The organism is Pandoraea commovens (assembly GCF_902459615.1).
Taxonomy (GTDB): Bacteria; Pseudomonadota; Gammaproteobacteria; order Burkholderiales; family Burkholderiaceae; genus Pandoraea; species Pandoraea commovens.
Map to the genome: position 1 here is coordinate 1,264,351 of NZ_CABPSA010000001.1, position 21,526 is coordinate 1,285,876.

Below are 21,526 nucleotides of genomic sequence, written 5' to 3' on the forward strand. Positions count from 1 at the left end.
AGGACGAATGGCAAAACAACGGGCCAGAATAGCGCAAATTCAGGACCCCTGCCTTTGCGTCGCAGCATATGCATAGATATGCACGTGCAAATACCAAAAGGGAACGCAAAAAGGGAAAGTCAGTTCTGCCAACCGAAAGCGCGCATCCGATGGACGATGCTGTCACGTGCGGCCACCACCGTCAGTCGCGAACTGACGGACATATCGTAGAGGTAGCGCGTTTGCCCGGCGTACGGGACGCTGACATACGGATGCGCGAGCAGCGGCACATCCGCCCCGGACGTCAATGACTCCCCCTCGCCCGCCAGTCTTGCCAGACACAAGCGATGCGCAGTGTCGCGCGCCACAGCGAACGGATCGAGCGCGCTCGGCGTCGGGCTCATGTGCGCGATCAGCGACGCATTTTCGTCGGTGCCCACTGGCGTCGGCGCGTGTGCGGCCAGTGCGACCGGGCCCTGCCCCATCGCGACGAAGAGCCACAGCCCCGCGTGCGCCATGTCGATCCACACCTTGCCGTGCGGACCGTCGCACTCCAGCGACGAGACGCCCGGCGTCGCCGTCGGCACGGGGGCCTGCGCAGGCGAGCATCGGAACCAGCGCCCGAAGATCCAGCGCAACGCAATGCGCTCCGACAGAAACCGATGACGCATTTGCGTGCGCGGCAACCGGCGCGCCAGTGAGTGCTCGGCCGCCGAGAGCCAGGTCGCGCCGTCGTCCGGGCCACCGGCCGCCGCGCCCGTCGCCCCGAAGGGACGACCCGCCAGCAGAAAACGCCACAGCCAAAGCTCGTCGCTGCCGCATTGAGGGGAAGGCGAAACGGCGGTGTGTTGCCCGCCGTTGCCCTGCTTTGCTGCTTCGATGTCGCTACTCGCCAGCGCGCGATTCTGCGCGCCACCCGTGAGCTTGCGGTCGCCCTGTCCGAACTGCCCGAGCGGCACGTAAGTCATGGAAGGTGTGGGAATCGATGCTACGCGCGGCGTTAGATCGACCGTTCGTTTCAACATCAACAATGACGACCTCCACAGACGTGACTGCCGACGACTTGCACCGCTTGAGGCTGCGCCATCGGCAATCGCTTATTTGTTAATGAGAATCATTATCAAATGGTAACACAAAGGTCTACGCGAAAGGAGTGACAAAGGCGTGGGAATTCGCTTGTTTAAACGGGAGAACGCCCAGACGCGGCCAGCCGCGAAGGCGGCGACCGCATGAGCGCATCGGATTGGGAAATTTCGGAGGCTGACCGGGGTGCCCCGGTCGCTTCAGGCCCCGGCGGGCAGCGGCGGCCGGTAGCCGAGCGCGTGGCTCGCCGCCAGCGCCTCACGACGTACCGCTTCGCCAATGGGACTGTCCATGCGGGCGTCGAACCCGCCCGTTGCCCCGAGCGCGGTGATGACGCCGACGAGGCGGCCGTCGTAATTGAAGACGGGGGCGGCGATTGCACTGATGCCGGTCAGGTTCGTGTCGCGCACGCTGGCACCTTGCGCCGCACGCACCGAGGCTCGCAGTGCCCCGATAGGATCCGAGGCGTCGAGTTGTGTGCGGTGTTCCGGCGTGGCGTGCGCCAGTTCGCTCTCGGCCATGGCCAGCACCTGCGGGTCGTCGAGCAGGCCGAGGAAGACGCGACCGGCGGCCGACCAGAGGACTGACATCACCGAGCCGATCCGCACGTTGATCGTCACCGGCAGGCCCGGCTCCTCGAAGCGCACGATGGTCGGCCCCTTGTTGCCCATCACGGCAATGAAGCAGGTCACATCGAAGGCTTCGCGCAGACGCACCAGTGCCGGTTCGGCGGCCCGCACCGGGTCGGCCTGACGCATTGCGGCGACACCGAGCAGCATCGCTTCGAGGCCGAGGTAGTAGTGTTGCGAGTCGGCGTCCTGCGCGACGAGCCCTTCTTCCACGAGACTCATTAGATAGCGGTGAACCTTGGCGGGACTTTGCTGCACGTGCAGCGCCAATGCCGTCAGGCTCGCCCGGCCGCCCAGGCGGGCCAGTCCTTTGAGCACCACCATGCCGGTCTCTGCCGACTGCACGCGCTGGCGGCGGCCGCGCTCGCGGGGTGCATCTAGAGCGTCGCCGGTCGAGACGGCGGCCGCGTCGGCGGCTGCCTCGCGGGAAAGCGTAGCCGCACTTCGCGGGCGGCCTGCTGTGGGTCGTTTGCTTGTCGTCATCGGCGAGATTTTAAGATGCAAACCAATGTTGCTCGATGTCGACAAGTCTAGAGGTTAACCCCAGTCCACTAATTTACGCTATGCGTATTATATTTACGCTTAACAGATTCAGAGAATGTGACAGGCTACGCTCCTCTACACTTGATTCATTGTGTGCGTCGCCGCGCGGCCCTTCGCAGGTCGCTGCCGTATTCTCACACCGGACTAAACGCCTCAGAGAGCGAGCGGATGAGCCAGACAGTTTCCCCCACTTCCAACGCCACGGCAGCCAGCGCCGGCGGCTGCCCGTTTCATCAAACGTCGGCCCCGTCGGCTGCTAAGGCCCCGAACGGCTGCCCGGTGAGTGCCCGCGCGGCCGACTTCGATCCGTTCGAAGACGGCTATCAGCAAGACCCGCCCGAATACGTGCGCTGGGCGCGCGAGCAGGAACCGGTGTTCTACAGCCCGAAGCTCGGCTACTGGGTCGTGACCCGTTACGACGACATCAAGGCGATCTTCCGCGACAACATTACGTTCAGCCCGTCGATTGCGCTGGAAAAGATCACGCCGACCGGCCCGGAAGCCAACGAGGTGCTCGCTTCCTATGGCTTCGCGCTAAACCGCACGCTGGTGAACGAAGACGAGCCCGCGCACATGCCGCGCCGCCGTGTGCTCATGGAGCCGTTCACGCCTGAACATCTGAAGCATCACGAGCCGCTGGTGCGTCAGCTCGCGCGCGAATACGTCGACCGCTTCGTGAACGACGGCCGCGCCGATCTCGTCGACCAGATGTTGTGGGAAGTCCCTCTGACGGTGGCGCTCCACTTCCTCGGCGTGCCCGAGGAAGACATGGACAAGCTGCGCGAGTATTCGATTGCGCACACGGTCAACACGTGGGGACGCCCGAAGCCCGAAGAACAAGTCGCGGTGGCGCATGCCGTGGGCAATTTCTGGCAACTCGCGGGCAAGATTCTCGACAAGATGCGTCAGAACCCGGACGGCCCGGGCTGGATGCAATACGGCATTCGCAAGCAGAAAGATCACCCGGAAGTCGTGACCGACTCCTATCTGCATTCGATGATGATGGCGGGCATTGTGGCCGCGCACGAAACGACGGCCAACGCCACAGCCAACGCGATGAAGCTGCTGCTCTCGCATCCGGACGTCTGGCGCGAGATCTGCGAAGATCCGTCGCTGATTCCGAACGCAGTGGAAGAATGCCTGCGTCACAACGGTTCGGTGGCGGCATGGCGTCGTCTCGCAACGAAGGACGTCAACATCGGCGGCATCGAGATTGCCGCCGGGTCGAAGCTGCTGATCGTGACGTCGTCTGCGAATCACGACGAAGCGCATTTCGCCGACGCCGACCTGTTCGACATTCGCCGCGAAAACGCCAGCGATCAACTGACGTTCGGCTACGGCTCGCATCAGTGCATGGGCAAGAACCTCGCCCGCATGGAGATGCAGATCTTCCTCGAAGAGTTCACGCGCCGCCTGCCGCACATGACGCTGGCCGAGCAGAAATTCACGTACGTGCCCAACACGTCATTCCGCGGTCCGGAGCATGTCTTTGTGGAATGGGATCCGGCGCAGAATCCGGAGCGTCGCGATCCGGCCGTGCTGGAGCGTCATGCGCCGGTGCGCATCGGCGAGCCGTCGGGCCATAGCGTGACGCGCCCTGTCGTGGTCGAGTCGGTCACGCCGGTCGCCGAGGGCATCGTCAAGCTGCGTCTGGTCGCACCTAGCGGCCGCGCCCTGCCGCGCTGGGCTCCGGGCTCGCACATCGATATCGAATGCGGCGAGACGGGGCTGTCGCGTCAGTATTCGTTGTGCGGCGACCCGACGGACGCCGCCGCACTGGAAATTGCGGTGCTGCACGAGCCGGAAGGCCGTGGCGGTTCGAACTGGGTTCACACGCAGGTCTCGGTCGGCGACCGTCTGCGCATTCGTGGGCCGCGCAATCACTTCCGTCTGGACGAAACGACGCCGCGCGCCATCTTCGTTGCGGGGGGTATCGGCGTCACCCCGATTGCCGCGATGGCACGCCGCGCCAAGGTGCTGGGCATCGACTACGAGATTCACTACAGTGGCCGCAGCCGCCGCACGATGGCGCTCGTCGACGAACTGCAAGCGCTGCATGGCGACCGTCTGCATCTGTGGGTGAAGGACGAAGGGCAACGCGCGGACTACGCGACGCTGCTGGCAACGCCGCAGCACGGCACGCAGGTGTACGCCTGCGGTCCGGTGCGCATGCTCGACGGTCTGGCGCAATGCTGCGCGCACTGGCCGGACGACACGCTTCGCGTTGAGCACTTCCAGTCGCAACTGGGTACGCTCGATCCCGAGAAGGAACATGCGTTCGAGGTCACGCTGAAGGATTCGGGCATCACGGTGATGGTGCCCGCCGACCAGACCCTGCTCACGGCATTGCGTGCGGCGAACATCGACGTGCAGAGCGACTGCGAGGAAGGCTTGTGCGGCTCGTGCGAAGTGCAGGTGCTGGAGGGCGACGTGGATCACCGCGACGTGGTGCTCACCCGCACGGAGCGCGACGCCAACACGAAGATGATGTCCTGCTGCTCGCGCGCCTGCGGCAAGAAGCTGGTGCTGGCGTTGTAAGTCGAAGCGAGGGTTGGAGGGCAATAAAAAGGGGGCTGCGGCCCCCTTCTTGTTAATGCGCGCTCTGCGGCTTACGCAACATCGTCATCAGCGACACGAGCGCCAGGATCGCGAAGCCGCACATCACCGTCACGAGGGGGCGGGGCGAGCCGTCACCCAGCAGACCGAGTAAGCCGCCCGCTGCAAAGCCGAAGCCGTACTGCACGCTGCCGACGAGCGCCGCCGCAGCCCCGGCACGCGTCGGGTGATTCGCGAGCGCGCCCGCCACGGAATTCGCCGTGATGATGCCGCGCAGCGACATGAACAGGAACAACATCGCCACCATCAGCGGCAGCAGGACCAAGCCCATCCACACCGTGGCACATAACACCGACGTCACCACCGCACACCCGATGATGCCGATGCGCATCAGCCGGTAAGGCCCCATCTGTCCGACGCGTCGCGAATTGAACATCGTCATCGCGGCCATGCCGACGATATTGATGCCGAACAACACACCGAAGAATTGCGGCGAGACGTGGAAGTACTCCATGTACACGAGCGGCGTGCCGGTAATGTAAGTGAACGATGCCCCGAACACGGCACCGCCCGCCACCATGTAGCCGACGAAATGCTTGTCGCGCAGCAAGTGCCAGTACGACATGGCGATGGCGCGCGGCCCGCCCGCCTGACGGCCATTCAAGTTGCCCGTCTCCGGCAGACGCCAAAGCGCCATCAACGCGCCCACGCCGAACACCGCGAGAATGCCGAAGATCACGCGCCAAGTCGTGAAGCGCAGCATCTGTCCGCCGACCAGCGGCGCAACGATGGGGGCGACGCTCATTACCAGCAACATGATCGAGAAGGCGCGCGCGCTATTACGCGGCCCGTAGACGTCGCGCACGATGGCCTGCGCAATCACCGGCATTGCACAACCGCCGAGCGCCTGCACGAAGCGCCACATCATCATGTGATCGATGCTGTCAGCGAACGCACAGCCGATGCTGCCGAAGATGTACAACGCGATCCCCGCCGCCATCGGCTTGCGACGCCCGAAGCGATCCGCGAGCGGCCCCCAGACCAACTGTCCGAACGCAAAGCCGAGGAAGAAATACGAGAGCGTCAGTTGGGTGGCCGCAGCGCTCGCCCCCAGTTCGTGACGCATCGTCGGCAGCCCCGGCAGATACATATCCGTCGACGCAGGCGCGATCATCATGAACAGGCCGAGAATGCCCAACAGCACGCGCTCGGATGGCAAGGCAGGAGAGAGTTCGGACGTCGAGGTCATTTATCGTTTTGATTATGCTGTGCGACGCCTGACGCATCGCAGGAGACGTCGCAAAAACGACGACGCCCGCCATGATAACGCTGGCGGGCGTCGCACTTTCATACTCGATGGTTATCGGACACTTAACCGCTGCTTATGTCGCTGCCGCGTGCATGTGTCCGTCATTGCGCGTTGCACTACGGCGCTCAGCTCGCCGTGGCGGTGCGCAGATTGCCACCGTCGCCGCGCTGGGTGCGGGCAATCGCCAGCACGCCGATCAGGGAGACGCATGCCGGTACCGCTGCCGCAAGGAACAGCGACGACGACGACCACTGCAGGTGCATCAGCGCGCCGCCCAGCACAGGCCCCAGCACCGAGCCGATACGGCCGATGCCCAGGCTCCAGCCGATGCCCGTCGAGCGCAGCGATGTCGGATAGTAAGTCGCGGCCAGTGCATTGAGCGCCGGCTGGCCGCCGATGATCGAGAAGCCTGCGAAGAAGATCGCTACGAATACCGCCACCATCGACACCATCACCACCGGATTGCCGATGGCCGCCGTGGCCGCAATCGCGATCAGGAACGTCACCGCCAGCACGCTGGTGAAGCCCACGCGGTCGATCACACGTCCGAGCAGCAACGTACCGATCACGCCGCCCGCCCACAAGGCGGTGCCTGCCATCACGGCGACTTGCGTCGAATATCCGGCGTCGCGGATCACCGTCGGCAGCCAGTTCGACAGGAAGTACATGTCGAGCAGGTTGGCGAAGTTGATGACCCACAACAGAATCGTCACGCGTGCGCGGCCGTCCTTGAACAGCTCGATGAACGGCACACCCTTCGCCTTTTGCTCGTCGAGGACAAAACGGGCGTCAGTCGGGACGTTCGCACCCGGCGCGACACGCAGCAACTGCTTGCGAATACGCGCGTTATCGCTGGGCTTCGTGCCCTTCTTGAACATCAGGAACTGGATCGATTCCGGCAGCGAGACCCACATCAGCAGGCCTAGCACCAGCGGGATGGCCCCACCGATATAGAACACGGCGCGCCAGCCCAGATCAGGAATGATGGCGGCCGTAATCAGCCCGCCGACCACGCCGCCCAGCGTAAAACCGCACGACACGATCATCATGAGCGAGACGCGGATACGACGCGGGCTGTACTCACCTGCCAGCGCCATCGCGTTCGGCATGATGCAACCCAGCCCCAGCCCGGCAGCGAAACGCCAGACGATCAGCTCGGTGATCGAGTTGGCGAAGCCGGTGACGATCATGCACACCGAGAAGAACAGCGTCGCGCCGATCAGCACCGGACGGCGACCCAGCTTGTCCGCCAGCGCCGAGAACGTCAGCGAGCCGACCAGCATGCCGAACAACCCCGCGCCGAAGACCGGCGAGAGCGTTTCCTTGGCAATGCCCCACTCGCGAATGACCACCGGCGCAACATAGCCCATGGCCTGAACGTCGAAACCGTCCACGACCAGGCACATCGCGCACAGCGCGATCACCCACCACTGATAGCCGCCCAGTCGACTCTCGTCGATCAAAGCGCCCACATTCACTTCTGCTGCTTTCATCCTGTCTCCAAACGTTCTCGCAACTTCGTGGTTTTGCGTCCCGGTCGAGTCGCCGGCGAAATTACGCTTTGCGGAAGTTTATATCGCCGAACGTAAATCAATGCTCGGTGTAAACACTTAGATTTCCAGGGGTTGCGAGTACTGTCGGATGCGCGTCGGATGTCGCTTGGAAGCGCGCGAAATGTCCGTCGCCGTGGCAAACGGTCGTTATCTTTGTGGTTTTTCTCCATCCGAACGATGGGAGGACGCCCCGGTGATGCACCGAATGGCTATATGGGACGGGGAATTGGGCGATTCGCGAGCAAAAAAGCGACGAATTGTCGCAGATGTGGTTTTTCTACAGATTTTTTTGACAAAGGTTTACCCGTCTAGGGATTTCCCTGATATAGTTGCACCTGTCTCCTCCACCTCCTCCTGGTGGATTTCACGGCCAGCAACGCGCTGGCCGTTTTTTTTGCCTGTCGTATTCGTAACGTCTTCGGCACATCGCGTCAGGGCGCAGGGGCGCTAATCGAACGTAATGCACGCGCACGGGCAGCGACGTAGCAGACGCACTTTCCTGCGCTACACTCGACGCCATGAAAATTGCACCGCTCGCCACCCTGCTTTGTGTTGTGCCGCTGGTCGGCTCGCTTGCCGGCTGTTACGTCGTGCAGTACCCCGGCGGCGCGCTGACGCTTTCCCCAACGCCTACAGCGCCGCAAGCCGTGCGCGCTGCACCGGGCACTGTCCTGAGCGGCGACGTTGCGACGGCGCCCGTGCCGACACCGACCGTAGCGGCGACGCCGGTCCGCCCCGCGCCCACGCCTGCCCCGGTGTATCCGAACGGCTCACCTGTGCCGCGCGACTTCCAGCCCGGCAACAACTCGCCCGTCCCACCGGACTATCGGCCGCCCGCACCTTCGGGGCAAACAGCACGTCCTGGTGCAACCCCAGCCTATCCGAACTATCCGAACGGTTCGCCGGTGCCACCCGACTACGTGCCGCCGCAGACGTCGCAACCGCCGCAGGGTAATGCCGCTTACTCGACGTATTCCGCCTACTCGTCGTATTCGCCCGATCCGGGCTTCGTGCCTTACGCCGCTTATCCCGCTTATCCTACCTATCCTGCATATGCGGCCTACCCCGCCTATGCCGCTTACCCTGCGTACGCGCCGGTCTATCCGGCATACGCCCCATCGCCGTGGCTCAGCAATGTGTCGCTTTCGTTCTCATGGGGGCGTGGCTGGGGCGGCTGGGGTGGCCGTTGCTGTCATCGCTGGCGCTAAACGGCCGTAGGCCGCTCAGGCAACGCGAGCGTTTAAAGCGCGCTGAGGCTGCGCGTCATTACGCGTGGTGGATGAGCGACGCAAGCCGAGCGGCTTGCGTGTCGTCGCGCGGGACGTTGCGCTTAATGCGTCGTATTGCGCGCCGTCTCGTTCTCTCTCGCGACGCGATCCTCGATGCGGCATTCGATACGTTTTCGGATCTGTGCGGCGGCATCGGACGCGCAATCCGCGTCGATGCTCGAAAACTCGCAACGGCCGATGTAATCGCCTTCGCAATACGCGTCGACTGCGCCGTCAAAGCGTTTGTCGGCACGCGGTGTGATTGCACCCGTCAGTTCGAACGGACGTCCAGGCGCCGTATTGCTGACATAGTGCCACTGGAATTTGAACGAATCTGTCATATGTCCCCTCTCTCAAGCGACAGCTAAAGGTCTGCCGGCCTGCCAGCCGATGCTGTTTTTTGAGGAATCGTAACATGTTCATCAATTCCGACCGACGTTCGAAAAAAAAAGCGGCTCGCCAGGGCGGCGAGCCGGACAGTCCGTGGAGGTCGGGGGCACATCAGGACCACGGTGATTTCACTCTAGTCCCGAATCGCTGTCGTTATTCTCGGTAATTTGCCTGATACGCGGACCTGAATCCTCAAGTTCGTCCGCCGGTACCGCCTTGCCGAACAACCATCCCTGACCGATTGCATCGGGGCAAATCGCCAGCATGTAGTCCGCCTGCGCCTGCCTTTCCAATCCTTCCACGATGACCTCGACGTTCAGCAGCGCCGCCATCTTGCAGATCTGGTCGACGATGGCGCTGCCCACCGTATCGGTCCCGATGGCCTGCGTGAACATGCGATCGATCTTCAACGCATCGACATTGAGCGTCGACAAATACGCCAGATTCGAAAACCCGGTGCCGAAATCGTCGATGTGAATCTGATAGCCGTCCACGCGCAGCCGGTCGAGCGCTTCGCGAAGCCGCGCCATGTTGTCGGTCGAGCGTTCCGTTACCTCCAGCGCAATCTGCGCACGCGGCACCCGCAGCGACGCGGCCATGTGGTTCAAAAACGTGTGGAAGGTGCGATCGACGACGTCCACGGCAGCGAGATTGATGCTGATGTGGAATTCCGGGTCGGCCAATGCGCGTCCGTGCATTTCGATCAGTGCCTGACGTGCGACCTGTCGCGTGATCAGACCGATCACGCCGCGCCGTTCGGCAATCGGAATGAACATGTCCGGCGAGATCGGATTGCCCGCGCTGTCGTTCAGGCGTGCGAGCGCTTCCACGCCAACCGTCTTCCCGTCGCGCAGCCTGACCAGCGGCTGATAGACGAGGTAGATCCCCCCCGACTCGGCGGCCTGCTGGGTGACCCAGTCGATCGATGTGCGATAACGTTGGCGCAGACGCCACGACTGCCCCATCGCACCACCAGCCACGGCGCCAATCGCCAGCGCCAACAGCAATCCCCACGCGTTCGTCACGATGCGCGACGACGTATAAACCGCCGACGCGCACACATCCACGTTGTTCGAACACCGTGAGAACTGGCGCACCGGTCCGATATCGAGCCAGCGCGACGTCTCGCCCAGCGTAATGCGTTGCTGGTCCCCGGCGAGTCCTGCGCGCCAGAAGACGAAGCGCATATCGCTCGTCGACGCCACCGACGCGAAGCCCGGCTCCGGCGTCGCCAGCCTCTCAGGCAATACCGGCGGGCTGAAGACGACCACGTCACCCATGCCCATCGCATTAACCTGAACACCCGGCGTGACGATGCCCGTGAGCGTGTGCCAGAGCTTCACCCCGTTGCGCGTTTCATGGTCGGCGGGGGGCAGTGCAGGCGCGGGATCGAAGCGTCCCGCAACGGCTGAGCACAGCAATTGCGAATCGTGCACCCGGGCGATGTCGTGAAAATAAGGACTACGCATGGCAACGCGGCGCAGCGCCAGAATGTCCGCGTCGTTACAGGGCACCGCGCCGCTGTACATCGCTTCGTGCAACGCGTTGCGGCTCGACACCGACGCATCGCTCATGAAGCCCATGATGTCCTGCACATAGGCGCGCAGGCGAAAATCGTCGATACGCGTCTGCGCGATCTGTCCAATCAGCAGCATGACCAGCATGCCCGCCAATGCGCCGATGAGCACCGGCAACCAGCGGGTCAACCTTCTGAGCATTTGCATGGAGAGGCATCCACGGTGTGCCCCGTGTCGGGGCGTGAAAGCAGTGTAGCCTACCGCCGGTCGAACGCATCGGATTGCCACACAACGCCCGTTGGGTCGCTGGTTCGCAGATCGCCGCATGAGTGGGACGATTTTGGGTCGACGCTGGGGTAACTTGCCGACTTCTTCCCTCCGACTGCGAACTCGCCATGACACTCAAATTTCGCCATCCCGCGAACGGCGATGTCATCGAGATTTCGTATCTGTCCTGCATCGGGGCCTTCTTTCTCGGCCCGCTCTACCTGCTGGCGTACGGCTTCACGTGGCACGCACTACTCTGGACGGTGCTCGCCATCGGCCCCGCCCTGCTCTGGAATGAATCGTTGCTGGCGATTTCGCTGCCCGCTACCTGCCTGCTCTACGCCGTGATGATTCATCCGCTGCTCACCAACAGACTGCGCGCGAACGGCTGGGAATCCACCAGCGACGACGCCCTGCCGAGCCCCGGACAACGCGGCTATCACTGAGTCATTCGGCGGCGTCCGCCACCGGCATCATCGCAATGAAGCGATCGAGTGCCGCCGAGCCATGATCTTCGCGATAGGCGAGACTGATCGGCGCTAGCGGCACGTCGCCGCCCGCGGCATCGATGGGCCAGAAGCCCATGCCCGGCGTACGAATCTGGCTCACCGACGCCGGTACGAGCGACACCCCGAAGCCCGCCGCGACCATCGGCACGATGGATGTGATCTGTGGCGCCTCCTGCCCCAGCTTCGGCCGGAAGCCTGCCGCTTCGCATGCGGCCACCGTGCGGTCGTAGAGCGCCGGGCTGATGTCGCGCGGCAGCAGGATGAATTCGTCCTGCGCGAGTGCAGCGAGGGGCACGCGTTCGCGCGCACACATCGGATGCCCCAGCGGCAGCACCAGCACCATCGGCTCGTCCACGACCGGCACGCTGACGATGCCGGGCGGCACCTCGAACGGCGTGCGCACGAACGCCGCATCGACCGCATCGTCCACCAGCGCCGTGAGCAAGCTGGCCGTATTGCTCTGCTGCGGATGCAACTGCACGTCGGGATAGCGCGCGCGGAAGTCGCGAATCCACGCCGGAATCCGTGGCTCGAAATACGTCGCACCGGCGAAACCGATGCGAATGTGCCCCGCTTCGCCGCGTGAGATCTGCTGCATGCGCCGCCGTGTGCGCTCCACACGCTCGAGAATCTGGCGCGCCTCCGGCAGGAGCGCCTCGCCCAACTCCGTGAGCACCACATCGCGCGGTAGCCGCACGAACAACGGCCCGCCCAGCTCTGTTTCCAGCTGCTTGATCTGCAAGCTCAGCGGCGGTTGCTGGATGCCCACCCGCGCCGCCGCACGCGTGAAGTGCCGCTCCTCCGCGACCGCAATGAAATATTGCAGATGCCGCAATTCCATGACCGCTCCTCCGTCAGCCCGATGCCATATGGCTTTACATCGACAATACATTAAAAGTATGGAAACTTGATGTTCAATATATTGGAAATGTGACCGGCGGGTCAATACACTTCGAATCAAGCGCAGACCGGCATATCCATCGCCGGCGCGCCAAGAATCCAAGAGATTCGAATAAGAGACGAGAAGAGACGAGGAGCCTCACGATGTTTGAAGACCGCATTCGCCTGGCGTCGCTACGCGACCGGGTGATGACTGCCGACGATGCTGCCAAGCTCGTGGGCGACGGCATGGTGGTCGGTATGAGCGGATTCACCCGCGCCGGCGACGCCAAGGACATGCCGATTGCGCTGGCCCGCCGAGCCAAAGCCAACCCGATGAAGATCACGCTGATCACCGGGGCGTCGCTGGGGCATGACTCCGACAAGACGCTCACGGAAGCTGGCGTGCTCGCCAAAAGGCTGCCGTTTCAGGTCGACACGACGTTGCGTAGCGCGATCAATCGCGGCGAAGTGATGTTCGTCGACCAGCATCTCTCCGAGACGGTCGAATTCCTGCGCACCGGTCAGTTCGGCAAGCTGGACGTCGCGGTGATCGAAGCGGTCGCCATCACCGAAGACGGCGGCCTCGTGCCGAGTTCGTCGGTCGGCAATTCGGCGAGCTTCGCGATCCTCGCGGAAAAGGTGATCGTGGAGATCAACCTCGCGCAGCCGCTCGCCTTCGAAGGCATGCACGACATCTGGATTCCGGGCCAGCGTCCGCATCGCGCACCGCTGCCGATCGTCGACGTGCGCGACCGCGTGGGCACGAACGTCGTCAAGATCGCGCCGGAAAAGATCGCGGCCATCGTCATTACCGACACGCCCGACAGCGCCTCGAACGCGCTGCCGCCAGACGCCGACACGCAACGCATCGCCGGGCATCTCATCGAATTCTTCCAGCACGAAGTCTCGCGTGGACGCCTGCCGCGCACCTTGCCCGCCATTCAGTCGGGCATCGGCACCATCGCGAACGCCGTGCTCAGCGGCTTCATCGAATCGCCGTTCGAAGACCTGACGATGTACTCGGAAGTGCTTCAGGACTCCACGTTCGATCTGATGGACGCGGGCAAGATGGTGTTTGCTTCAGGCTCGTCGATCACGGTCTCGCAGGCCGTGCAGGACCGCGTATTCAAGCGGCTGGAGCGTTATCGCGACAAGCTCGTGCTGCGTCCGCAAGAGGTCAGCAATCATCCGGAAGTGATTCGCCGTCTGGGGCTGATCGCGCTCAATACCGCGCTTGAAGTGGACATCTACGGCAACGTCAATTCGACGCACGTCGGCGGCACGCACATGATGAACGGCATCGGCGGCTCGGGCGATTTCGCCCGCAACGCGCGCATGGCGATCTTCGCGACGAAGTCGATTGCCAAGGACGGCAAGATTTCGAGCATCGTCCCGATGGTGCCGCACGTCGATCACAACGAACACGACGTCGACATCATCGTGACGGAGCAGGGACTGGCCGATCTGCGCACCCTCGCCCCGCGCGAGCGCGTGAATCTCGTCATCGACAATTGCGCCCACCCGAGCTACCGCGAGGTGTTGCGCGACTACTATCGCGACGCCCTTCGCTATGGCGGCCAGACGCCGCATGCCCTTGAGCGTGCGTTCGATCTGCACGTCAACTTGCGCGAGCGCGGCTCGATGCTGGTGGGGAAATAACTTCATTGGACATCGGTGCCGGACGCCATCGCCGGGGGGCGGGCGAACGGACGCCGATTGGCCGGTATCGACCCTTCGTGTCGGTGCCGAGAAGAACGTGAGACGCATGCGGTCTCATGGGCCGGGCGCTGGTGAGAGCGTTCCGGCATTCACGGCTCGCCGGCGTGCGCGGGCGAGCCGTCTTTTACAAGGTGACGGGTGCGCCTGCACTGAGATGCACCGGGACACACCTTGCTGAGGTTCAGGCGGAAATCTGCCGGGCTGGCTGTCCCTGATTGGCCGCACCGTCGATACGGAAGATCGACACCAGTTCGCGCAGGCCGCTCGACTGTGCCGCCATCGACTGCGCGGCCGCCGAGGCTTCTTCCACCAGCGCTGCGTTCTGTTGCGTGACGGTATCCATCTGCATGACGGCCTGATTCACCTGCTCGATACCCGTGCGTTGCTCGGTCGACGCGGCGGCGATTTCCGCCATCAGATCGGTCACCCGTTTGACGGCATGCACTACTTCGTCCATCGTGTTGCCCGCATCGGCGACGAGCTTTGCGCCCTCGCTCACCTGACGCGTCGACGCGTCGATCAGCTCCTTGATTTCCTTCGCAGCGTTCGCACTGCGCTGTGCCAGCGTACGCACTTCGCCTGCGACCACCGCGAATCCGCGTCCCTGCTCACCCGCGCGCGCCGCTTCGACCGCCGCGTTGAGCGCGAGGATGTTGGTCTGGAACGCAATCCCTTCTATCACGCTCGTGATGTCCGCCACGCGCGCCGATCCGTCCGAAATTTCGCGCATCGTGTCAACGACCTGACGCACGACTTCTCCGCCGCGTTGTGCGATGTGCGAAGCGTTCGACGCCAGCACATTGCCCTGCTCTGCGTTGTCCGCATTCTGCTTGACGGTCGTCGTCAGCTCTTCCATGCTCGCCGCCGTTTCCTCCAGCGACGCCGCTTGCTGCTCCGTGCGTGACGACAGATCGGTGTTGCCAGCCGCAATCTGCGCCGAGCCGGTGGCAATGCTCTCACTCGTGTTGCGCACCTGACCCACGACCTGCGCGAGCTTGGCGTTCATGTCCTTAAGCGAACCGAGCAGCAGCGCCAGTTCATCCTGGCCTTGCACGTCGATACGCGAGCTGAGATCCCCGCGCGCGACCGTCTGCGCGATCTCCACACACCGGCCAATCGGTCCGGTGATGGAGCGCGTGATGAGCCATGCCGTGAATGTCGCCACGGCCAGCGCCAGCAGAATCAGCACAACAGTGGCGATGAAAGCGGCGTGATAGTTGGCGGCCGCGGCGTCCGTCGCACCGACCGCACCCGCGCGGTTAATGGCAACGTGCTCGGTCAGCCGGTCACTGAGCGTCCCGAAGCGCTTGACTGCCTCCGTCATAACGATGGTGCGGGCTTGCGTCTTTGCCTCTTCATCGCCCTGCTCCAGCGCGGCGACACGATTGTCGAGGGCCAGATAGTCGGCCCAGGCCGCCTTCACTGCGTCGTAGGCACGACGGTCTTCGCTCGACGCCACCATGCTGCTGTAGCTGTCGAGCGTCTTGTTCATCAGGTCGATAGATGCCAGACGTTTAGCCTCTTCGTCCTTACGCGTGCTGTCGACGGTTGTCAGCAGCGTGGCGAGCGTCGCGCGTCGCGCTGCGTTGGCGGCCACTTGCGCGGTGCCGAGCGTCTGCACACTGGGCAGCCAGTTGTCGGCCAGATCGCGTGTTCCCCCGTAGATGCGCGACGCCTGAAAGACAGCCATGCCGCCCACGATACACAAGAGAATCAGCGTGATGGCGAACCCGACGGTCAGCCGTGTGCCGATTTTGAGACTACCCAAGAACTTCATGCCCGCTCCAAATGCGAAAAAACGATAACAATCGCATGCGATAACGGGCGACCATTCAAAAAACTTGAGCCAATAAACCCCTGATTCTCACGCAATGGCTTTCGAAATATTTCAAATTCCGGAAGCCGAAACGTTTTTTCAGAGATTTACTTCTTTGACTGCGATGGTTAAGCCAATAATCATTTGAATATTATTAAATATTCATTGTCATATATTTGACTATCTATCGCATCATCGACTTGCACCATCAAAGGGAGTTGGGTGGACGGCATCGAGATCGATGTCGTCGATACAGCGCACATTCACTGCGGCCATTTTTGACCCATCCGGCATTTGACCAAACGCGAAGGCTTCGACGCCGCAATTCGGACAGAACTGGTGACGAATGACGTGCTTATTGAAAAGATATTCCCGCGCCTTTCCTTCGCCAGTCGTTTGCGAAAACTCGGCAATCGGCGTAAAAGCGAGAATCAATCCGCGCTTTTTACAGATAGAACAATTGCACGTAATTGTTTTGGACAAGTCAATATTCGCCGCAAAGCGAAGATCGCCGCAATGACAGCCGCCTGAGTATTGTTGATTCGCCATGACGTCGCTCCTTCGAAAAAGGGAAAACGCTACCGGCGGTGATTCGGGATGGGAAGGACTTCGGGAAGTGCCCGCCGGAATGCGCTCTATTGTGCGACATATTCCAGCGGGCGGGCAGCGGGCGGCGACGGTGCGCCGGCGTACCAAAGGTGAGGCGGTAAAGCGACGTCAGCGAACGCGCCGAAGCGCTCGCTGACGCATTTACGCCGCGAGTGCCGGTTCGTCGCGCGAACCGCGCCCGCCTTGGGACGTGTGCATCACGGTGACACCATGACGGCTGTGCTCGCGAAGCTGGAACAGCGCCACGGTCTCGGCGAGGTTGCGTGCCTGCTCGCTGAGCATTGCGGACGCTGCTGCCGATTCCTCCACCAGTGCCGCGTTCTGTTGCGTCGACTGATCCATTTCGGCCACGCTACGGTCGATCTGGCTGATCCCGGTGCTCTGCTCCGTCACCGCCGAGTGAATCTCGCCGATCAGGCGGCGCACGCGGGAAATACCGTCGACGATCTCGCCCATCGTATCGCCCGCCGCCTGCACGCGTTGCGTGCCGCTCTTGACGTTTTGCACCGAGGCTTCGATAAGCGTTTTGATTTCCTGCGCGGCAGCGGCGCTACGTTGCGCCAGTGTGCGCACTTCACCGGCCACGACCGCGAAGCCACGTCCCTGCTCACCCGCACGCGCCGCTTCCACCGCAGCATTGAGCGCCAGGATGTTGGTCTGGAAAGCAATGCCGTCGATCACACCGATAATCTCGGTAATCCGCTCCGACGACTTGGCGATTTCGCTCATCGTGGTGACAGCGCCGGTCACGACTTCCCCGCCGCGCGCGGCGGCGTCGCTGGCGTCGCCCGCCAGACGCGTGGCATGTTCGGCGGCCTCGGCCGTCTGCTTGACGCTGGCCGTCAGCTCGGTGAGCGCCGCCGAGGTCTCCTGCAACGTACCGGCGGAAGACTCCGTGCGCTGCGACAGATCGCGGTTGCCCATTTCGATTTCGCTGGTCGCCGAAGTCATGCCGTGAACGCCGGAGCGCACGTCGAGCATGACGGTACTGATCTTGTCCACAAATGCGTTGAACGACGTCGAGATCTGCGCGACTTCGTCGTGACCGACGACATCCAGACGACGCGTCAGATCGCCGCCGCCGGAACCGATGGTATCCATGGCGTCTCGCACCTGCGACAGACGACGGAACGCTTGCGACGTGAAGAAGCTCGCGATACCGATGGCGCACAACGTCAGCACGATCAGCGAGATGACCGTGCCGCTCAGCACGCGCGAGAGACCGGCAGTCGCTTCCGCCTTGTCGAGCGCCACGACGAAGAGCCAGTCGGTGCCCGGCACCGGTTGCGTCTTGACGAGCTTGGGTGCACCGCCAAGTTCGACTTCCGTCGGCTCGGTGGCGTGCTCCATCTTGACGAGTGCGTCGGGCGTGAGCACCGAGGCGAGGTCGCTCGACTGCTTGAGCATGAACTTCTCGTCGGGGTGTGCGATGACGAGACCGTCACGCGAGACCACGAACGCCAGGCTCGACGGCGTGGGGTGCACGGCTTTGACGACGTCCTGCACGGCGTCGAGCGGCACCGCCCCGCTCACGGCGCCGAGCGTCTGTCCGTCACGCAGAATCGGCGCGGCGAACGACACGTAAAGCTTGCCCGAAGCGATGTCGGCATACGGCTTGACGACGGTCAGCTTGCCCGCCGCAGTCGCGCCCTTGTACCAGGGGCGCGCAGTCGGATCGTAGTCGGGCGGCGTGGGGCCGCTGGAGAAGTACGACTTGTCGCTCCAGCCAATGCTGGAAATCGGGAAACCGTTGGTCGCGCCGAGCAGCTTCGTGAGCGCCACGCCCTGCTCGCCCTTTTCGACGGCTGCGGCAGTGCCGACGACCGACTGGCCCTTGGCAGCCGCCCAGCGTTCCACCGCGAGCGTGTTGCCCCGTGCGACCGCGTCGAGCGTGTTGGAGATGGTGGACATCATGCTGTCGCGCACGATGATGTAAGTGGTAATGCCGGAGAGGATCAGTGCACCAATGACGGTGGCACACGCGATCAGAATGATGCGTGTTCTAAGCGAAGATACTGTCATGCTGTCGAGGCAGGCCTGCGGCTAGGGGGATCGAAAGACAAGAGACCGGCACCCAGGCTACCGGCTCCACGAGGTGGGAGGTTCCACCTCGGAAATTACGGCAGTCGCAGCGAAAACTTTAGGTATTAACCCGAATCATTGACTTCATATTTGCCTATCGTTACGGATGGCGAAACGTCAGTGATACGAATGGATATGCAGACCGTCTCGATTGCTGCACAGAGCCGGGACATACGACGCACGCGTCGGCTATAGTGCGGTGACCGTCAGTTGCCTCGTTCACTCTCGAATTCAGGTGAATTCCGTGAAACAGCTCGTCGAACGCGCCGAACCCTGTGGCTGTGACCATGTCGCATCGCGGCATCCGATTCAAAAGCGTGAAAGCGCCCGGTTCACCGGTATCTCCGGCATTTCCGACAATCGCCCCGTCGCCTCGCAGCACAGCGCGATTCAAGCGATGGCAGATCGCCATTCGACACGTTCCGCTATGCCTGTGTCGAACGCACCGCCGATTCAGCGCGTGGTCACCGGCGGGCGAAACGGACGCCCGTACCGAAGCTCCGAAGTCCCGGGCCGCGAATTTCCTACCTACGAGCAGGCGAAGGCGGCCGAAGAACAGGTTCGGCGCGAACGTGCGGAACAGGCGCAGCGGGAACGCCCACCAGTCAACTTTCAGTTCCAGCCACCGACAGGGCCGGTGCCGACGCCTGAGAATCCGCTTTCCGCCGCGCTGCATCAGTACCCCGCGCACTTCGGTCCGGTGCTCACGACAGGCGGGCAGGTTCATCAGAATCAGGTGGGGTCGGTCATGGAGGGTGGCTCCGCCTTCGTGACCGAGCCGGGCAAGACGGCTTTCAGCGGACAAAACACTTACGCCGTCATCATGACGAACGGGCCTGACGACAATCGACAGGTCTTCAACCCGACCGGTCAGAGTACGTCGCTGAGCAGCCTTCCCGGAACGTCCCCGTTTGCGTTTCACAAACAGAACGTCTTCATGCAAGGTCGGCCGCCGCAAGGGGTGACACTGCCGCCAGGCCGCAAGACGGCTCACGCTGAAGCGCTAGCTGTGCATAGTCAAGGGTTCGAGAAGGCTGTCGAGAAGAACGCAACGGATCTGAACAACATGGCGTCCATGATGGGGATCGATACCGAGCGAGTCGTCCCGGACGATCCAACCGAAGACGATATGGAATACCTTTCGTCAGTCCTTGGAATGCCGGGCGTAACGACGGACATCGTCGAGAATCGCGCATCCTGCGGCAAATTCGGCGAAAGCGGCTTCCCCGGCGGATGCAATCAGGAGATGGCCAATACGGTCGGAACGTACGGCGGCCTGCTCGATCAGCATCTGCCGTCGCAGTTCTCGTTCCTGGCGCAAAATACCGGCCTCGCATCGTTCGGCGTGTCGACGGCCGGGCCATACACACACCAGGGCAATCCACTCATCATCACCAACGCCGGCGGGCGCGTCGCCCCGCACAACCCAATCAGTTGGACCACGAGTAAGCCACGCCACATGGGCGAAGAACTCCAGGCGTACATCGCGCGATCCGAGCCGCAGAACCACGTTCACGATCACGACCATGACGACGAGAAGGAAAGTGAGATGAACGAGGAGGAGGACGGAAGCCACCTTTCCGAAGAGGACGGCGAACAGTAAGCACCGCCCCCCTCCCGGACAGTTCAGGCGCTTAGAAATCCCAGATCACAGGCACCCAGCGGTAGGCATCACCATTGCGCGCAATGCGGCCGAGCGACGGGAACGGCAGGTGGGCCGCCACCAGCAGGCCACGGTTCTCCGCGAGTTCTTCGAAGAGACCAATGCGAACACGCGTCGACTCTTCGGGGTCGTGTTCGAAGCCGTTTTGCCATTCGGGATGGTCGAAGCCGACCGGGAACATGGCGTCCCCCGCGAACGTCAGCCGCTCATCCCCCGAGACGAGATCGACCACGCTGTGCCCCGGCGTATGGCCGCCCGTGATGCGAACGGTCACGCCCGGCGCGACCTCGCGCGAATGCTCGAACGTCTGTAACTGCTCGCGATACGCGTTGTAGAAGGCCGTCGCCGTCGTGCGGAGCACGGGCGGGACCGGCGTCGGCATAACGGTGTGCGAGAAATCGGGCGACGTCCAGAAGGCGACTTCGGTCTCCGACACGTGAATACGAACGTCCGGACGCAGACGCGACTTGACCTCGGGGACAAGCAGACCGCCCACGTGATCCATATGCATATGGGTCACGATAATGTCCGTGATCGATTCCAGCGAAATGCCAGCGGCCTGGAGTCGCTGCGGAAACAGGCCCGCACGCGGGAATCCGGGAAACTGACCACCCAGCCCGGCGTCGATGAGGATGGTCTGGCTGCCACTGCGAACCGCCATCACATTGAGCGGCCAGTCGAAGGCGTCCGGCGGCATGCACATGTCGTCGAGCCATGCTGCCAGGTCGGACGGCGCAACGTTGGTGGCCATCGTCGCCGTCGGCAACGGCAGCACGCCGTCGCTGATCACCATCGCTTCGATGTCGCCGATGCGTAGCGCGTAGCGGGAGGGCACCAGATCGACGGGTCGGTTTTCGCTGGCGAACAAAGTGTTGTCTGTCGCGGTCATCGTGAATCTCCTCAAGCGCGGCCGGTTGTCGGCCGGATTCCGGGTGGTATGTGGGGGGACGAAACGCAGTGAAGCGACTGCATCGTAGGTGCCGTCCCACGATGGCGGTAGATAGACGGGAGGAAGCGCGTTGTTGTGCTTCATGCACCAATGCAGGCCAATGCCCACCAATGCCCTCCAATGCGTGAGACGCTGCATATGTCGACGTGTCTCTCGGCGCGGACCGAATTGTTGTCTCGCAGGCAACACCGTGCGTCCTTGTC

At 62.8% G+C, this 21,526-nt stretch carries 16 protein-coding genes; 5 read left to right on the forward strand and 11 right to left on the reverse strand.

The annotated features are described in order from the left end of the window. Positions 1 to 119: 119 nt before the first annotated feature. Both PCO31010_RS05545 and PCO31010_RS05550 read right to left on the reverse strand, forming a co-directional pair. Positions 120 to 947 (reverse strand): 4'-phosphopantetheinyl transferase family protein, encoded by an 828-nt coding sequence (locus PCO31010_RS05545; RefSeq protein WP_150663303.1) that lies wholly within the window; start codon positions 945 to 947, stop codon positions 120 to 122. A gap of 315 nt (positions 948 to 1,262) precedes the next feature. Further along, a complete protein-coding gene (locus tag PCO31010_RS05550; protein ID WP_246184451.1) occupies positions 1,263 to 2,174 on the reverse strand; it encodes an IclR family transcriptional regulator in 912 nt (303 codons plus the stop codon). 228 nt (positions 2,175 to 2,402) lie between these two features. Here PCO31010_RS05550 and PCO31010_RS05555 point away from each other — a divergent pair, with 228 nt between their 5' ends. Continuing rightward, a complete protein-coding gene (locus PCO31010_RS05555) occupies positions 2,403 to 4,772 on the forward strand; it encodes a cytochrome P450/oxidoreductase (RefSeq protein ID WP_150663304.1) in 2,370 nt (789 codons plus the stop codon). Between the two features lie 52 nt (positions 4,773 to 4,824). Here PCO31010_RS05555 and PCO31010_RS05560 read toward each other — a convergent pair whose 3' ends face one another. Both PCO31010_RS05560 and PCO31010_RS05565 read right to left on the reverse strand, forming a co-directional pair. Then, complete coding sequence (locus PCO31010_RS05560) at positions 4,825 to 6,039, reverse strand: multidrug effflux MFS transporter (RefSeq protein ID WP_150663305.1); 1,215 nt, start codon at positions 6,037 to 6,039, stop codon at positions 4,825 to 4,827. A 185-nt stretch (positions 6,040 to 6,224) separates the two neighbouring features. Then, positions 6,225 to 7,592, reverse strand: a complete 1,368-nt coding sequence (locus tag PCO31010_RS05565) for an MFS transporter (RefSeq protein WP_150663306.1) — start codon at positions 7,590 to 7,592, stop codon at positions 6,225 to 6,227. Positions 7,593 to 8,170: 578 nt separating this feature from the next. Between PCO31010_RS05565 and PCO31010_RS05570 the strand changes: the two genes are divergently transcribed. After that, positions 8,171 to 8,860 (forward strand): hypothetical protein, encoded by a 690-nt coding sequence (locus tag PCO31010_RS05570; protein WP_150663307.1) that lies wholly within the window; start codon positions 8,171 to 8,173, stop codon positions 8,858 to 8,860. 122 nt (positions 8,861 to 8,982) lie between these two features. Here the strand turns inward: PCO31010_RS05570 and PCO31010_RS05575 are convergent, their stop codons facing one another. Together PCO31010_RS05575 and PCO31010_RS05580 are read right to left on the reverse strand one after the other, a co-directional pair. After that, positions 8,983 to 9,261: a hypothetical protein gene (locus PCO31010_RS05575; protein WP_150663308.1), complete on the reverse strand. Its 279-nt coding sequence runs from the start codon at positions 9,259 to 9,261 to the stop codon at positions 8,983 to 8,985. Between the two features lie 177 nt (positions 9,262 to 9,438). Further along, positions 9,439 to 11,034, reverse strand: a complete 1,596-nt coding sequence (locus PCO31010_RS05580) for an EAL domain-containing protein (RefSeq protein WP_174984367.1) — start codon at positions 11,032 to 11,034, stop codon at positions 9,439 to 9,441. 188 nt (positions 11,035 to 11,222) lie between these two features. Between PCO31010_RS05580 and PCO31010_RS05585 the strand changes: the two genes are divergently transcribed. Next, entirely contained in the window at positions 11,223 to 11,540 is a 318-nt protein-coding gene (locus tag PCO31010_RS05585; protein ID WP_150663310.1) for a hypothetical protein, read from the forward strand. A gap of 1 nt (position 11,541) precedes the next feature. On the opposite strand, the gene PCO31010_RS05590 is transcribed toward PCO31010_RS05585, so the two are convergent. Continuing rightward, the gene (locus tag PCO31010_RS05590; protein WP_150663311.1) at positions 11,542 to 12,444 is read right to left on the reverse strand and encodes a LysR substrate-binding domain-containing protein; all 903 of its coding nucleotides are present in this window, start codon (positions 12,442 to 12,444) and stop codon (positions 11,542 to 11,544) included. Positions 12,445 to 12,647: 203 nt separating this feature from the next. Here PCO31010_RS05590 and scpC point away from each other — a divergent pair, with 203 nt between their 5' ends. Further along, positions 12,648 to 14,144, forward strand: a complete 1,497-nt coding sequence (scpC, locus tag PCO31010_RS05595) for a succinyl-CoA:acetate CoA-transferase ScpC (RefSeq protein ID WP_150663312.1) — start codon at positions 12,648 to 12,650, stop codon at positions 14,142 to 14,144. A 241-nt stretch (positions 14,145 to 14,385) separates the two neighbouring features. Here scpC and PCO31010_RS05600 read toward each other — a convergent pair whose 3' ends face one another. The 3 genes from PCO31010_RS05600 to PCO31010_RS05610 form a co-directional block, all read right to left on the reverse strand. Further along, entirely contained in the window at positions 14,386 to 15,981 is a 1,596-nt protein-coding gene (locus PCO31010_RS05600; protein WP_150663313.1) for a methyl-accepting chemotaxis protein, read from the reverse strand. A 231-nt stretch (positions 15,982 to 16,212) separates the two neighbouring features. Further along, positions 16,213 to 16,569: a GFA family protein gene (locus PCO31010_RS05605; protein ID WP_150663314.1), complete on the reverse strand. Its 357-nt coding sequence runs from the start codon at positions 16,567 to 16,569 to the stop codon at positions 16,213 to 16,215. Between the two features lie 201 nt (positions 16,570 to 16,770). Beyond that, positions 16,771 to 18,651, reverse strand: coding sequence for a methyl-accepting chemotaxis protein (locus PCO31010_RS05610; RefSeq protein ID WP_150663315.1), 1,881 nt, complete (start codon positions 18,649 to 18,651; stop codon positions 16,771 to 16,773). A 304-nt stretch (positions 18,652 to 18,955) separates the two neighbouring features. Between PCO31010_RS05610 and PCO31010_RS05615 the strand changes: the two genes are divergently transcribed. Further along, positions 18,956 to 20,314, forward strand: coding sequence for a hypothetical protein (locus tag PCO31010_RS05615; RefSeq protein ID WP_174984370.1), 1,359 nt, complete (start codon positions 18,956 to 18,958; stop codon positions 20,312 to 20,314). Positions 20,315 to 20,345: 31 nt separating this feature from the next. Here PCO31010_RS05615 and PCO31010_RS05620 read toward each other — a convergent pair whose 3' ends face one another. Then, the gene (locus tag PCO31010_RS05620) at positions 20,346 to 21,263 is read right to left on the reverse strand and encodes an MBL fold metallo-hydrolase (protein ID WP_150663317.1); all 918 of its coding nucleotides are present in this window, start codon (positions 21,261 to 21,263) and stop codon (positions 20,346 to 20,348) included. Positions 21,264 to 21,526: the final 263 nt, after the last annotated feature.